Below are 13816 nucleotides of genomic sequence, written 5' to 3' on the forward strand. Positions count from 1 at the left end.
CATCTTGTGCCCAGCGTCCCCCTATACGAATGAAAAAGGCCCGCATTCCCCTTCGCCTCCCTGCATCCCGGCCACGATTCCCGGCCGGCGGGGCGAAGGTCCGGAAAGCGGGTGGGAAGCTGGCCATGCTGGTCGGGTCCGCGATACTGGCCGGCTGCGCCACGCAATCGCCGCCCTCCCCGCAGAACGGTCCCTCGGCCGCTGCCGATACGCCCGCCAAGCGCGTGGCGCGGTACAGTCTGCCCAGCCACCCCGTTCCGTCGTGGAAAGACAGCATCTCCCCCGTGCCGTCCCGCACCGAACCGCTGGATCCGGAAAAGATCCTGTCGGGCCAATGGCAGGACGACAAGTCCAACGCCACCGTGGGCGGCCAGGCCGAACTGGCGGCCTACGCCCTGAATTACCTGGGGGTGCGTTACCGCCTGGGCGGCTCGTCGCCCGAGGCCGGCTTCGATTGCAGCGGGCTGGTAGCCTACGTCAGCCGTGAAGTCCTGGGCCTGCAACTGCCGCGCCGGGCCGAGGAAATCAGCCGGGTGGGCGACCCCATCGACATCGGCGACCTGCAACCCGGCGATCTGGTGTTCTACAACACCCTGCGCCGGAAATTCTCGCACGTGGGCATCTACCTGGGCGACGGCCGCTTCGTGCACTCCCCCTCGTCGGGAGGGGTCGTGCGGGTCGAAAGCATGGACATGGCCTACTGGAAGAAGCGCTTCAACGGCGCCCGCCGCCTGGCTTCCTCGGAATCAGCTTCACGCTGACTTCTTCCTGCGCGAGGCGGGCGCACGGCGCGCCCGCCTCGGCGCCGCACAATCCACAGTTCTCGAGCGCCTGCTGCATCGAACACACCGATCGCCGGCAGGCCACCACCTGTATGCCCGCGCGCTGGGCGGCCTGGCGGAAGGCCTTCATCACGTTGTGCCCGAGGAAATCGGTCAGCAGGATCAGCAACTCCGTGCCCGACGGCAGTTGCAGCGTCTTCTTCTGATGCGCCGGATCCCGCCCGCTGATATGGTGGGTGATGGCGATGTTGTGCCCCTTGAGCAGGTCCGGGATGTTGCCTAGCCGGTCTGCCCCGACCACGACTGCGCTGACTGCCATGACGATCTCCGTGATGTCGATTGCTTTCGCCAAATGATAATCATTCTCGTTATAGAGTCAACAAGAATGATATGAATTCTCATTTGATTAAACTGATCGACATCGCTCCGGAGATAGGAAAAGCCTGTCAGCCCTGGTCCGATGGCTTGATCGCATTCTGGACGACTTCCCGCGTCAGGCTGGGCGCCAGCAGTTCGACGAAGGTGTAGACGTAGTCCCGCAGAAAGGTGCCGGACTTCACGCCTATCCGGCTGGTGTGCATGCCGAACAGGCGCCCCACCGGCAGCCCGACCAGTCCGGTGTCGCGTCGGGGGTCGTAGGCGACCCCGGCGATGATCCCTATCCCCAGTCCCAGTTCCACGTAGGTCTTGATGACGTCGGCATCGATGGCCTCGAGCACGAAGTCCGGGTGGACATCCTGCGAGCTGAAGGCCTGGTCGATCGCGCTGCGGCCGGCGAAGGCGCGGTCATAGGTGATGACGGGATATTGCGCGAGCTGCTCCAGCGTCAGTTTCTTGGCCTGGGACGACGTCAGCTGGGCCAGGGGATGGTCCGGCGTGACCACCACCACATGCTCCCAGGTATAGCAGGGCAGCGTCACCATGCCGGGAGTCAAGGCCAGCGCCTCGGTGGCGACCGCCAGGTCGGCCTGCTCGTTCAGCACCATGTCGGCCAACTGGCCCGGACTGCCCTGGATCAGCGACAGATGGACCTTGGGAAACAGCTTGCGGAAGGCGGGAATCACCTGCGGCAAGGCGTAGCGGGCCTGGGTGTGGGTGCAGGCGATGGTCAGGCCGCCTTCGTCGCGCCGGGCATATTCGTCGCTGACCTTCTTGAGGTTGTCGACCTCGCGCATGATGCGGTCGACGATCTGCGAGACGGCCAGGCCGGGCTTGGTCAGGCCCTTGATGCGCTTGCCATGGCGTTCGAAGATCTTCACGCCGAGTTCGTCTTCCAGTTCGATGATGGCCTTGGACACCCCTGGCTGGGACGTGTAGAGCATCCTCGCGGCTTCCGTCAGGTTGAAGTCGCGGCGCACGGTTTCCCGGACGAATTTGAATTGCTGCAGGTTCATGGTGCGATTCACTATGGATCTGCCATCCAACCCGGACGGATGGGCCGTGGCAACCCATAGATCATAATGTAATATACGACATGCTATTTATTATATTTAGTAATTAGCATAGTCGGATTTCGCAGCATGGAGGCCACGGAACCTGCGCAGCCCCCGCGGCTAGGCCCCTTTCGGCGCCTTCACCCTGAGGCGGAAATACATCAGGGCCGCCGTCAGCGCGGCGACCGCCCCGTGCAACCCGACCAGGGCGACGAAGAAGTCCACCCGGCCGTTGTTCACCCAGGCCTTGGCCAGGTTGACCATGTTCAGGTAGAACAGGGCCACCAGCAGCGCGATCACGATGTCGCCGGAGCGGCCCAGCCGCGGATTCACCGCGCCCAGCGGAATGGCCAGCAGCGCCAGGTTGATGGCCAGCAGCGGCATGCTGACGCGCCAGAGCAATTCGCCGGCGGCGCCCTGCCCGCCTTCGCGCAGCAACTGCATGGTCGAGCGCGCCTTGGTGGACAGGTCATCGGCGGAAGGCGGGCCCTTGCTCTCCATCCGCACGCCGTATTTCTCGAAACTCATCAGGCGGAACTGCGGCGTGCCGGGTACGAATTCGTAGCGATGGCCGGATTCCAGCACCATGAAGCGGTCGCCGTTGGGCTGGTCCTCGAGCATGCCCCCGCCCGAGACCAGCACGTTGAGCCGGCCGTTCTCTATCCAGCGCGCGAACACGTTGCTGACCCGGTCCACGGCGTCGTTGGCGGACTCCACGTAGAACACCCGGTCGATCCCGCTGGACTCCAGGAACTGGCCCGGGGTGACCTTGGAGACGTCGGAACGCTGCTCGTAGCGCTGGCGGTACTCGGCGATCTGTTTCTGGGCCCAGGGCGAGGCGGCCAGGGTCAAGGTGGCGATCAATACCGCCGACGGAATGGCGAAGCGCAGGATGGGCCTGAACCAGTCGGCCAGGCTCAGGCCGCTGGAGAACCAGACCACCATCTCGGATTCGCGGTAATTGCGGGTGACCGTGGTCAGCACGGCGATGAACACCGAGACCGCGATGATGGTGGGCAGGGCGTTGATGGATGAGAACGCGGCGATGCCCGTGACCACGTCGGCGCCGATGCGGCCGGCCGCCGCCTCGCCCAGCAGGCGCACCAGCAGCACGCTGATCCATACGACCACGAGCGTGGAGAATACGACGCTGGCATGGCTGGTCAGTTCGTCTTTGACGGAGCGCTGGAACAGGGACACGGTACTGGCCTGTGCGAGGGGCCCGCATCTGCGGGATAATTGACAATCTCGCGACTACATACAGGAAGAATCGCGCATGGACTTTAGCACACAGACCTCCGCCCCCGAGAAAATCAAGACCGCCGCGCTGGTGGTCGGCGTGCACGACGACGGCGTGCTGACGCAGGCGGCCGATGCCGTCGATCGGGCGGCCCAGGGCGCGGTGCGCGCCGCCGTCAAGACCGACTTCAAGGGCAAGGCGGGCGAAACGCTGGTGCTGAGGTCCCTGCCCGGCGTGGCGGCCCAGCGGGTCGTGCTGGCCGGGCTGGGGTCGCAGGAGGCCTTGTCGCCCAAGGCGCTGGCCGCCGCCCATCGCGCCGCCCTCGCCGCCGTCGCGGCGCTGGGCGTGACCGAGACCGTGTCGGCCCTGGCCGCCGTCCCCATGCAGTCGGCCGACGTCCGCACCCGCGCGCGGCTGGCTGCCATCGCGGCGGGCGAAGTCACCTACCGCTTCGACGCCACCTTCGGCAAGCGCGATGCCGTCAGCCGGCCCAAGCTGGCGCGCCTGGTCCTCGCGGTCGAGCGATCCGAGGCCAGGGAGGCCGAGGCCGGCCTGCGCGAAGGCAGCGCCATCGCCAACGGCATGTCGCTCGCGCGCGACCTGGGCAACCTGCCGGGCAACGTCTGCACCCCCACCTACCTGGGCGAGACCGCCAAGAAGCTGGGCAAGTCGCACAAGCTCAAGGTCGAGGTGCTGGACCGCAAGCAGATCGAGGCGCTGAAGATGGGCTCCTTCCTGTCCGTGGCGCGCGGCTCGGACGAACCGCCGAAGTTCATCGTGCTGCGCTACGAAGGCGCCAGGCAGAAGCCCGCGGGGCGCGGCAAGGCAGCCGCCGGCGGCCCGGTCGTGCTGGTCGGCAAGGGCATCACGTTCGACGCGGGCGGCATCTCGCTCAAGCCGGCCGCCGGCATGGATGAAATGAAGTACGACATGTGCGGCGCCGCCAGCGTGTTCGGCACGCTGCGCGCCGTGGCCGAGCTGGGCCTGCCGCTGGACGTGATCGGCGTCGTGCCCGCGTGCGAGAACCTGCCCAGCGGCCGGGCCAACAAGCCGGGCGACGTGGTGACCACCATGTCCGGCCAGACGGTCGAGATCCTGAACACCGACGCCGAGGGCCGGCTGATCCTGTGCGACGCCCTGACCTACGTCGAGCGCTTCAAGCCCTCCACCGTCATCGACATCGCCACCCTGACGGGGGCCTGCGTCACGGCGCTGGGCCACGTCAACACCGGCCTCTTCACCCCCGACGACGCCCTGGCCGACACGCTGACCAGCCTGTCGCGCCAGGCGCTGGACCCGGTATGGCGCCTCCCGCTGGACGACGACTACCAGGAACAGCTCAAGTCCAACTTCGCCGACATGGCCAACATCGGCGGCCCGCCGGCCGGCGCCGTCACCGCCGCGTGCTTCCTGTCGCGCTACGCCAAGGGCTATCGCTGGGCGCACCTGGACATCGCCGGCACGGCCTGGCGCAGCGGCAAGGACAAGGGCGCCACCGGCCGCCCCGTCCCGCTGCTGACGCAGTACCTGCTGTCCCTGGTCTGACGCCGTCCCGCCCATGACCGAAATCGACTTCGCCTTCAGCGCCCCCGACCGGCTGCGCACCGCCTGCCAGATCGCCACCCGCCGCCACCAGGCGGGGCACCGGCTGGTGGTGTACTGCCGCGACACGGGGCGCCTGAACGCCTTCGATCAGATGCTCTGGGCGCTGGACGACATTTCCTTCATCCCCCACGTCCGCGTCAACGATCCGCTGGCGGCCGACACGCCCATCGTGCTGACCGCCTCGGACGCGCCCACGCCCCACCACGACTGGCTGTTGAACCTGGACGACACCTGGCCGCCCATCTACACCCGCTTCCAGCGCGTCATCGAGATCGTCACCAACGATCCCGCCGACCGCGAAGCGGCACGGGCACGCTGGCGCTTCTACCAGGAGTGCGGCCACAACATCGTGCGGCACGACGTGTCGCGCCACCAGTTGCCCTGAGCCGATATGCAAGCCCCTTCTTTCCCTCCGCGCGACGACGCCGGCATCCCGCTCCTGACCGAAGTCCTGGACCTGCCGCAGCCGGCCAGGAAGGCGGAGCCGGCCCCTTTGCCGCCCGCTCCATCCTGGCCCGTGGCCGCGCCTGCCGCCGCCCCCGCCGCCCCGCCCGGTCCGGATGACGAAGACGGCATCGAGGCGCTGCGCGCCGCCATCCTGCAGGACCTGCTCGACCGGGTGGAACCCCTGCTGAAGACCCGCATGCGGGCCTCGCTGGAAGTGGCGGCCGCCCGCGCACTGGAAGACATCGCCTACAACCTGCGGGAAGAACTCGGCCGGCTGGTGGACGAGGCCGTCCAGAAAGAACTGATCCGGCGCGCCGCCGTCGAGAGCAAGCCCCTTTCCCCGCGCTGAAGAGACGCCGGCCGCCTGCCGTCAGCCTCTGAAGAATCCACTAAAATCCTCGGTTTGGCGCCTGCGGCGCACCGCCGCGCGCCCGACCGACGTATTTCCGGAACACCGATGACCTCAGCCTCTCCCCAACCTCAAACCGAGACCGACGAACTGCCCAAGAGCTTCGAGCCGGCCGCCATCGAGGCGCGCTGGTATCCGCTGTGGGAACAACGGGGGGACTTCAAGGCCGGGGTACACGTCCAGGGCCCCGACAACGGCCGGGCCTTCACCATCCAGCTGCCGCCGCCCAACGTGACGGGCACGCTGCACATGGGCCACGCCTTCAACCAGACCATCATGGATGGCCTGACGCGCTACCACCGCATGCGCGGGTTCGACACGCTGTGGATCCCGGGCACCGACCACGCCGGCATCGCCACGCAGATCGTGGTCGAGCGCCAGCTCGACGCGCAGAAGGTCAGCCGCCACGACCTGGGCCGCGACAAGTTCGTCGAGAAGGTCTGGGAATGGAAACAGCACTCCGGCGGCACCATCACCGGCCAGATGCGCCGGCTGGGCACCTCGCCCGACTGGACGCGCGAATACTTCACCATGAACGAGGACATGTCGCGCGGCGTGGCCGAGGTCTTCACGCGGCTGTACGAGCAAGGCCTGATCTATCGCGGCAAGCGCCTGGTCAACTGGGACCCCAAGCTGCTGACCGCCGTCAGCGACCTGGAAGTGGTCAGCGAGGAAGAAGACGGCCACCTGTGGCACATCCGCTACCCGGTCGACGGCAGCGATGCCGCCATCGTCGTGGCCACGACCCGTCCCGAGACCATGCTGGGCGACGTCGCCGTCATGGTCCATCCCGAGGATGAACGCTACCAGGCCCTGATCGGCAAGCAGGTCCGCCTGCCGCTGACCGGCCGCCTGATTCCCGTCATCGCCGACGACTACGTCGACCGTGAATTCGGCACCGGCGCGGTCAAGGTCACGCCCGCGCACGACTTCAACGACTATGCTGTGGGCCAGCGCCACGGCCTGCCCATGATCTCCATCCTGACGCTGGACGGCCGCATCAACGACGAGGCGCCCGAGGTCTACCGGGGGCTGGACCGTTTCGAGGCCCGTACCCGCATCGTGGCCGACCTCGAGGCCCAGGGCCTGCTGGCCGAGGTCAAGAAGCACAAGCTGATGGTGCCGCGCGGCGACCGCACCAACGCCATCATCGAGCCCATGCTGACCGACCAGTGGTTCGTCGCCATGAGCAAGCCGGCGCCCGAGGGCACCCACCATCCCGGCAAGTCGATCACCGACGTCGCGCTGGAAGTGGTGGCCGACGGCCGCGTCAGGTTCTACCCCGAGAACTGGACCACCACCTACAACCAGTGGCTCAACAACATCCAGGACTGGTGCATCTCGCGCCAACTGTGGTGGGGCCACCAGATTCCCGCCTGGTACGCCGACGACGGCCGCATCTTCGTGGCCCGCAACGAGCAGGAAGCGCGCGACAAGGCCGCGGCCGCCGGCTACGCCGGCGCGCTCACCCGCGACCCCGACGTGCTGGACACCTGGTTCTCGTCGGCGCTGGTGCCGTTCACCACGCTGGGCTGGCCCGAACAGACGCCCGACCTGGCGCGCTACCTGCCCTCGTCGGTGCTGGTCACCGGCTTCGACATCATCTTCTTCTGGGTCGCCCGGATGGTCATGATGACCACGCACTTCACCGGCCAGGTCCCGTTCAGGCACGTCTACATGCACGGCCTGATCCGCGATGCCGAAGGCCAGAAGATGAGCAAGTCCAAGGGCAACACCCTGGACCCGGTCGACCTGATCGACGGCATCGACCTGGACGGCCTCCTGGCCAAGCGCACCACCGGCCTGATGAACCCCAGGCAGGCCGAGAGCATCGCCAAGAAGACCCGCAAGGAATTCCCCGAGGGCATTCCGGCCTTCGGCGCCGACGCGCTGCGCTTCACCATGGCCGCCTACGCCACGCTGGGCCGCAACATCAACTTCGACCTGAAGCGCTGCGAGGGCTACCGCAACTTCTGCAACAAGCTGTGGAACGCCACCCGCTTCGTGCTGATGAACGTCGAAGGCAAGGACTGCGGCGTGGAAGCCGGCGCAGCGGTGGAACTGTCGGTGTTCGACAAGTGGATCATCAGCCAGTTGCAGCGCACCGAGGCCGAGGTCGCCAAGGGCTTCGACGACTATCGCTTCGACAACATCTCCACCGCGCTGTACCGCTTCGTCTGGGACGAATACTGCGACTGGTACCTGGAGCTGGCCAAGGTCCAGCTGCAGACCGGCAACGAAGCCCAGCAGCGCGGCACGCGCCAGACGCTGATCCGTGTGCTGGAAACCGTGCTGCGGCTGGCGCATCCCATCATCCCGTTCATCACGGAAGAACTCTGGCAGAAGGTCTCGGTGGTGGCCGGCAAGCGCCGCGCCGGCGAATCCACCAGCGTGGGCGTGCAGCCCTACCCCGCCGCCCAGGCCGAGAAGATCGACGAGGCCGCCGAAGCCGCGATGGCCGAGCTCAAGGCCCAGGTCGACGCCGTGCGCGCGCTGCGCGGCGAAATGAACGTGCCGCCCTCGCAGAAGGCGCCGCTGAACGCCACCGGCAACCGCGCCGCCCTGGAACGCAATGCGCCCTACCTGGCGGCCCTGGCCCGGCTGACCGAGGTCAAGGTGGTCGACCGGTTGCCCGACGTCGTCGGCGCCCCCGTGCAGGTGGTCGGCGACGCACACCTGATGCTGCACATCGAGGTCGACGTGGCCGCCGAGAAGATCCGCCTGGACAAGGAGATCGCCCGCCTGGAAGGCGAGATCGCCAAGGCCAACGGCAAGCTGGGCAACGCCAGCTTCGTCGACCGCGCCCCGGCCGCCGTGGTGGAGCAGGAACGCGCCCGGCTGGCCCAGTTCAGCGATACGCTGGACAAGGTGCGGGAGCAGCGGGCGAAACTGGGCTGACAGCGGATTTTCGACCGGCGAGAACGGCCCCTTCCGGGGCCGTTTCCTTATCCGCAACGCCCTCCCCCTGAACCGAAGGATGACAAAAAGATCACCCCGACGGTTGAAATATCGCTGCATGCTTGACAAGCTGTCTCCACGAGGAGACACTTGGCATACTGATCATCAAGAGAACGAACCAGTTCGCGGAATGGCTGCATCGGCTGAAAAGCCCAAGCGACCGTGGCGCCATCCTGATGCGGCTTCTGCGCGTCCAGCACGGGCTCTTTGGCGACATGCGTTCCATCGGCGAAGGCATCCACGAACTTCGCCTGCATATCGGCCCAGGCTACCGGCTCTACATCGCACGGGAGGGTGCCGACATCTACGTCCTGCTCTGTGCGGGCATCAAGGACACGCAGAAACACGATATCGAATTCGCCAGGACCATCTGGCGGGACTTGAAGCGGGAGCGACACGCATGATAGCGCCGACAAAAACAACCACCGCCGAATTCGATGCGGCTGAATTCCTGCGAGACGAAGCAAGCATCGCCTGCTTTCTCGCGGAAGCGGCCGGCGACGCAAACCCCGACGTCTTTCTTGCCGCGCTGGCAGCCGTGGCGCGTGCGCGCGGCATGAGCGACATTGCGCGCAAAGCCGGACTGGGCAGGCAAAGCCTGTACAAAGCCCTGGCTCCAGGGGCCAATCCGCACTATCTGACCCTGCGCAAGGTCATGGACTCGCTCGGTGTCGTCTTCACCATTGCAGCCAAAGCCCCGTGACGCTCGCCCTGCCCGGCTCAACGAGCCGTCGTATCCCTGGCCACCCGGACCGGCTTGACCACCGCGCCAAAGCGATCGTGGATGAAGGCCGCCACCTTCTCCCCCCATAGCCGGTGCCCGGCCGTGGTCGGATGCATGGAATCCGCGAACAAATAGTGCTGGTCCGCGTCCGGCTCCACCAGCGTGGCGGGGGTGCACAGCAGTGCATCCACCTCGCCCTGCGACGCATCGTAATTGGTGCAGGCGGGCTTGTCGGTCACGGTCAGGCCCACCGCGGCGGGGTCGTCGACGGCATCGTCGATCAGGCCGGCCAGGTCGAACACCTGCACGCCCGTTCCCGACAGCCCGCCGGCCACGAGTTCGTTGTAGCCCTCGGACACGTCGGTGGCCAGGTCTTCCAGCTCGGTATTGCGGATGAACGGCAGCATGCCCAGGTCGGGAAGGTTGACGTATACGATCCGCTTGGCGCCGGCCGCGGACAGACGCTTGAGCTGGGCCACCATGGCGGCCGCCTTGGCCCGGACCAGCGCCTCCATCCGGTCGTCGGCGTCGGAAGCGGGCTCGGGCTCGGCTTCCCCCAGGGTCTGGAAGGCATCGAGGAAATCGTTGCCGCCGCCCTGCACCAGCACCAGTTCCGTCCCGTCGAAGCCTTTGTGCGTGGCCAGGTAGCGGTCGATCTGGGCCTTGATGGAAACGGCGGTCTCGCCCTGGAGTCCGCCATCGGCCGGAACGCCATCCGGAGCCGGCGCCGTCGCGGCGTCGGTCTCGATATGGGCACCGCCCTGCGCATAGCCATTGCCGCCCAGGTCCACGATGCGGCCGCCTTGCCCGCGCGGACCGAAATCGACCTGCTGGTTCGGCTTGATCGGCAGGCCCAGCGCGTCGGCCACCACTTCCACCCAGACCTCCCCGGGCTTGGTCGTGAAACGCTGCCCTGCCGCGCTGCGCGTGGCCGGGTCGGGATAGGTTGCGCCGGGATTGTAGGTGCCGACGTCGCTCAGGCTGTCGCCAAAGGACACGATGGCGCTGATCGGCCCGGTCACGACCGGGCGCACGGCACGGTCGCGAAAGGCCATTGCCGCCAAGCCGCCCACGACGAGCAGCGCCAGGACCAGAAGCCAACGCAATGACGGTAGCCGCATGGGGGTCACCTTGGGGAGAACGGTCGCGCCGGCGAACGCCAGCTGCGGTATGACACGCCGCCCGACGGCAGGTTCAGCGCCGCGGGCGGAGAAAGTACCTGTAGCCCGTCAGCGGCGTTTCATGTAATGCATGAACACTTCGCCATCGTCGGTCTGCGCCAGCAGCTCGTTGCCGGTCTGCTTGGAAAAAGCCTGGAAGTCACGCACCGACCCCTTGTCGGTGGCCACCACCTTCAATACCTGCCCGCTCTCGAGCGTGGCCAGCGCCTTCTTCGCACGCAGGATGGGCAAGGGGCACTTGAGCCCCTTGGCATCCACCTCCAGATCGAACGCCACCGGTTCGGTACTCATTGCGCCTTCTCCCGCCGCACCGCTCACAGGCGGCCTTCCACCCAGCCCTGCACGCTGGCGAGCGCCTGCGGCAGGCCCGAGGGATCCGTGCCGCCGGCCATCGCCATGTCCGGCCGGCCGCCGCCCTTGCCGCCCACCTGCTGGGCCACGAAATTGACCAGATCGCCGGCCTTGACCTTGCCGGACACGTCGGCCGTGGCGCCGGCCACCAGGCTGACCTTGCCGCCGTCGACGGCGGCCAGCACGATGGCGGCGGACTTGAGCTTGTTCTTGAGCTGGTCCACGGTCTCGCGCAGCGACTTGGGATCGACCCCGTCCAGCTTGGCAGCCAGCACCTTCACGCCCTTGACCTCGACCGCCGAGGCCGCCAGGTCATTGCCGGCGCTGCTGGCCAGCTTGCTCTTCAACTGGGCGATTTCCTTCTCCAGGCCCTTCAACTGGTCCTGCACCTGGCCGATGCGCGCCGGCAGGTCGCCCGGCTGCACCTTCAGCGCGCCCGCGGCCGAAGCCAGCGTGGCGTTCAGGTTCTGCAGATAGGACAGGCTGTTGTCGCCGGTGATGGCCTCGACCCGGCGCACGCCGGCGGCCACACCGCCCTCGCTCACGATCTTGAACAGGCCGATGTCGCCGGTGCGACCCACGTGGGTACCGCCGCACAGCTCGCGCGAAAAGCCGATGTCCAGCACCCGCACCTCGTCGCCGTACTTTTCGCCGAACAGCGCCATCGCGCCGCCCTTGACCGCGTCGTCGTAGGCCATCAGCTGCGACTGCACCGGCGTGTTGGCCAGCACCTCGCGGTTGACGATGGCTTCCACCTGCGCGATCTGGTCGGCGCTCATGGGGGCGTCGTGCGCGAAGTCGAAACGGGTCTTGTCCGGGTCCACCAGCGACCCCTTCTGCTGCACGTGCTCGCCCAGGACCTGGCGCAACGCCTTGTGCATCAGGTGGGTGGCCGAGTGGTTGCGCATCGTGCGCGCGCGGCGGACTTCGTCTACCTGGGCATCGACCGTGTCGCCCACCGCCAGCGAGCCCGAGACCAGCTTGCCATGATGGCCGAACACGTCGGCCTGGATCTTCTGCGTGTCTTCCACGTCGAAACGCGCCGCGCCCTGCACCAGCACGCCGGCATCGCCCACCTGCCCGCCCGACTCGGCGTAGAACGGCGTGCGGTCCAGCACCACCACCGCGGCCTGCCCGGCCTCGATGCGCGGCACCGAGGCGCCATCCACGTACAGGGCCGTGACCTTGCCTTGCGCGGCCAGGTGCGCATAGCCTTCGAATACCGTCTTGGCGCCGTCGTACGACAGGCCGGCGGCCATCTTGAACTTGCCCGCGGCGCGGGCCTGCTCGCGCTGGCGGGTCATCGCGGCCTCGAAGCCGTCCATGTCCACGTCCACGTTGCGCTCGCGGCAGATGTCGGCCGTCAGGTCCACCGGGAAGCCGTAGGTGTCGTACAGGTTGAACAGCGTCTCGCCGTCCAGCGCGGCGCCCGGCTTGAGCGCGGCCAGCGCGCCGTCCAGGATTTTCATGCCGTGTTCCAGCGTTTCGCCGAAACGCTCTTCCTCCTGGCGCAGTACCTGCTCGACCCGCGCCTCGGCCTTGGCCAGCTCGGGATAGGCCTCGCCCATCTCGGCCACCAGGTCCTTGACGATGCGATGGAAGAAGGGCTTGGTCTGGCCCAGCTTGTAGCCGTGGCGCAGCGCGCGGCGGATGATACGGCGCAGCACGTAACCGCGGCCTTCGTTGCCCGGGATCACGCCGTCCACGATCAGGAACGAGCAGGCGCGGATATGGTCGGCGATCACCTTCAGCGAGTTGTTCGCCAGGTCGGTACAGCCGGTTTCGCGCGCCGCGGCCTTGATCAGGTTCTGGAACAGATCGATTTCATAGTTCGAATGCACGTGCTGCAACACCGCGGCGATCCGCTCCAGGCCCATGCCCGTGTCCACGCAGGGCTTGGGCAGCGGGTTCAGGGTGCCCGACGCGTCGCGGTCGAACTGCATGAACACCAGGTTCCAGATCTCGATGTAGCGGTCGCCGTCTTCCTCGGGCGATCCCGGGGGGCCGCCCCAGATCTCGGGACCATGGTCGTAGAAGATTTCCGAGCACGGGCCGCAGGGACCGGTATCCGCCATCTGCCAGAAGTTGTCGGACGCGTAGCGCGCGCCCTTGTTGTCGCCGATGCGGACGATGCGCTCGACCGGCACGCCGATCTCGTTCTGCCAGATGCCGTAGGCCTCGTCGTCCTCCTGGTAGACCGTGACCCACAGCTTTTCCTTGGGCAGCTTGTAGACCGTGGTCAGCAGTTCCCAGGCGTAGTGGATGGCGTCGCGCTTGAAGTAGTCGCCGAAGCTGAAATTGCCCAGCATCTCGAAAAACGTGTGGTGCCGGGCCGTGTAGCCCACGTTTTCCAGGTCGTTGTGCTTGCCGCCGGCGCGCACGCTGCGCTGCGACGAGGTCGCGCGCTTGTACGGGCGCACTTCGTTGCCCAGGAAGACGTCCTTGAACTGGACCATGCCCGAGTTGGTGAAGAGCAGGGTCGGATCGTTGGCCGGCACCAACGACGAGGACGGCACCACGGTGTGGCCCTTGGACTCGAAGAACTGAAGGAACTTCTGACGGATCTCGGCGGATTTCATCGCTGCACGCAGGTAGGGGGATGAATCGCCAACTGCACCCGTTTGCATCCCCGGATAGATATCGAATCGTCAATTATAGAGGGACGGCGGCCCCGGGGTGCGCGCCC

13 protein-coding genes are annotated in these 13816 nt (G+C 66.9%); 7 read left to right on the forward strand and 6 right to left on the reverse strand.

All coding sequences use genetic code 11. The features are described 5' to 3' along the window. Positions 1–125: 125 nt before the first annotated feature. On the forward strand, positions 126–761 hold the full coding sequence (locus ABD104_RS23015) for a C40 family peptidase (RefSeq protein ID WP_343928271.1): 636 nt from the start codon (positions 126–128) through the stop codon (positions 759–761). Here ABD104_RS23015 and ABD104_RS23020 read toward each other — a convergent pair. From ABD104_RS23020 to lptF, 3 genes are all read right to left on the reverse strand, one after another. After that, positions 715–1101 carry a DUF2325 domain-containing protein gene (locus ABD104_RS23020; RefSeq protein WP_371695436.1) on the reverse strand — a complete coding sequence of 129 codons (387 nt, stop codon included), beginning with the start codon at positions 1099–1101 and terminating at the stop codon, positions 715–717. The genes ABD104_RS23015 and ABD104_RS23020 overlap by 47 nt on opposite strands. A 127-nt stretch (positions 1102–1228) precedes the next feature. Beyond that, on the reverse strand, positions 1229–2176 hold the full coding sequence (locus ABD104_RS23025) for a CysB family HTH-type transcriptional regulator (protein WP_087839912.1): 948 nt from the start codon (positions 2174–2176) through the stop codon (positions 1229–1231). A gap of 159 nt (positions 2177–2335) precedes the next feature. Then, entirely contained in the window at positions 2336–3415 is a 1080-nt protein-coding gene (gene lptF, locus ABD104_RS23030; protein WP_132979232.1) for an LPS export ABC transporter permease LptF, read from the reverse strand. 76 nt (positions 3416–3491) lie between these two features. Here lptF and ABD104_RS23035 point away from each other — a divergent pair, with 76 nt between their 5' ends. From ABD104_RS23035 to ABD104_RS23060, 6 genes are all read left to right on the forward strand, one after another. Continuing rightward, complete coding sequence (locus ABD104_RS23035) at positions 3492–5000, forward strand: leucyl aminopeptidase (protein ID WP_343928272.1); 1509 nt, start codon at positions 3492–3494, stop codon at positions 4998–5000. 13 nt (positions 5001–5013) lie between these two features. Then, positions 5014–5445: a DNA polymerase III subunit chi gene (locus ABD104_RS23040; protein ID WP_087839915.1), complete on the forward strand. Its 432-nt coding sequence runs from the start codon at positions 5014–5016 to the stop codon at positions 5443–5445. Positions 5446–5451: 6 nt separating this feature from the next. Next, positions 5452–5856 carry a hypothetical protein gene (locus ABD104_RS23045; protein WP_087839916.1) on the forward strand — a complete coding sequence of 135 codons (405 nt, stop codon included), beginning with the start codon at positions 5452–5454 and terminating at the stop codon, positions 5854–5856. A 108-nt stretch (positions 5857–5964) separates the two neighbouring features. After that, on the forward strand, positions 5965–8814 hold the full coding sequence (locus ABD104_RS23050; protein WP_087839917.1) for a valine--tRNA ligase: 2850 nt from the start codon (positions 5965–5967) through the stop codon (positions 8812–8814). 122 nt (positions 8815–8936) lie between these two features. After that, positions 8937–9278 carry a type II toxin-antitoxin system RelE/ParE family toxin gene (locus ABD104_RS23055; RefSeq protein ID WP_343928273.1) on the forward strand — a complete coding sequence of 114 codons (342 nt, stop codon included), beginning with the start codon at positions 8937–8939 and terminating at the stop codon, positions 9276–9278. Further along, the gene (locus tag ABD104_RS23060) at positions 9275–9577 is read left to right on the forward strand and encodes an addiction module antidote protein (protein ID WP_087839919.1); all 303 of its coding nucleotides are present in this window, start codon (positions 9275–9277) and stop codon (positions 9575–9577) included. The genes ABD104_RS23055 and ABD104_RS23060 overlap by 4 nt, the downstream gene beginning before the upstream one ends. Before the next feature lie 17 nt (positions 9578–9594). On the opposite strand, the gene ABD104_RS23065 is transcribed toward ABD104_RS23060, so the two are convergent. From ABD104_RS23065 to alaS, 3 genes are all read right to left on the reverse strand, one after another. Further along, a complete protein-coding gene (locus ABD104_RS23065) occupies positions 9595–10719 on the reverse strand; it encodes an SGNH/GDSL hydrolase family protein (RefSeq protein ID WP_343928274.1) in 1125 nt (374 codons plus the stop codon). 108 nt (positions 10720–10827) lie between these two features. Continuing rightward, the gene (locus ABD104_RS23070) at positions 10828–11070 is read right to left on the reverse strand and encodes a sulfurtransferase TusA family protein (protein ID WP_425543355.1); all 243 of its coding nucleotides are present in this window, start codon (positions 11068–11070) and stop codon (positions 10828–10830) included. Positions 11071–11093: 23 nt separating this feature from the next. Further along, complete coding sequence (gene alaS / locus ABD104_RS23075) at positions 11094–13709, reverse strand: alanine--tRNA ligase (RefSeq protein WP_087839921.1); 2616 nt, start codon at positions 13707–13709, stop codon at positions 11094–11096. Positions 13710–13816: the final 107 nt, after the last annotated feature.

The sequence above is a fragment of the Pigmentiphaga daeguensis genome, assembly GCF_039523035.1.
GTDB lineage: Bacteria > Pseudomonadota > Gammaproteobacteria > Burkholderiales > Burkholderiaceae_B > Pigmentiphaga > Pigmentiphaga daeguensis.

What these genes read in the sequence shown, in the direction of transcription:
- ABD104_RS23060 (WP_087839919.1), top strand. Translation starts at nt 9,275, where the DNA reads ATGATAGCGCCGACAAAAACAACCACCGCCGAATTCGATGCGGCTGAA.
- ABD104_RS23050 (WP_087839917.1), top strand. Translation starts at nt 5,965, where the DNA reads ATGACCTCAGCCTCTCCCCAACCTCAAACCGAGACCGACGAACTGCCC.
- ABD104_RS23040 (WP_087839915.1), top strand. Translation starts at nt 5,014, where the DNA reads ATGACCGAAATCGACTTCGCCTTCAGCGCCCCCGACCGGCTGCGCACC.
- alaS (WP_087839921.1), bottom strand. Translation starts at nt 13,709, where the DNA reads ATGAAATCCGCCGAGATCCGTCAGAAGTTCCTTCAGTTCTTCGAGTCC.
- ABD104_RS23045 (WP_087839916.1), top strand. Translation starts at nt 5,452, where the DNA reads ATGCAAGCCCCTTCTTTCCCTCCGCGCGACGACGCCGGCATCCCGCTC.
- ABD104_RS23025 (WP_087839912.1), bottom strand. Translation starts at nt 2,176, where the DNA reads ATGAACCTGCAGCAATTCAAATTCGTCCGGGAAACCGTGCGCCGCGAC.
- ABD104_RS23015 (WP_343928271.1), top strand. Translation starts at nt 126, where the DNA reads ATGCTGGTCGGGTCCGCGATACTGGCCGGCTGCGCCACGCAATCGCCG.
- ABD104_RS23020 (WP_371695436.1), bottom strand. Translation starts at nt 1,101, where the DNA reads ATGGCAGTCAGCGCAGTCGTGGTCGGGGCAGACCGGCTAGGCAACATC.
- ABD104_RS23070 (WP_425543355.1), bottom strand. Translation starts at nt 11,070, where the DNA reads ATGAGTACCGAACCGGTGGCGTTCGATCTGGAGGTGGATGCCAAGGGG.
- ABD104_RS23035 (WP_343928272.1), top strand. Translation starts at nt 3,492, where the DNA reads ATGGACTTTAGCACACAGACCTCCGCCCCCGAGAAAATCAAGACCGCC.
- ABD104_RS23065 (WP_343928274.1), bottom strand. Translation starts at nt 10,719, where the DNA reads ATGCGGCTACCGTCATTGCGTTGGCTTCTGGTCCTGGCGCTGCTCGTC.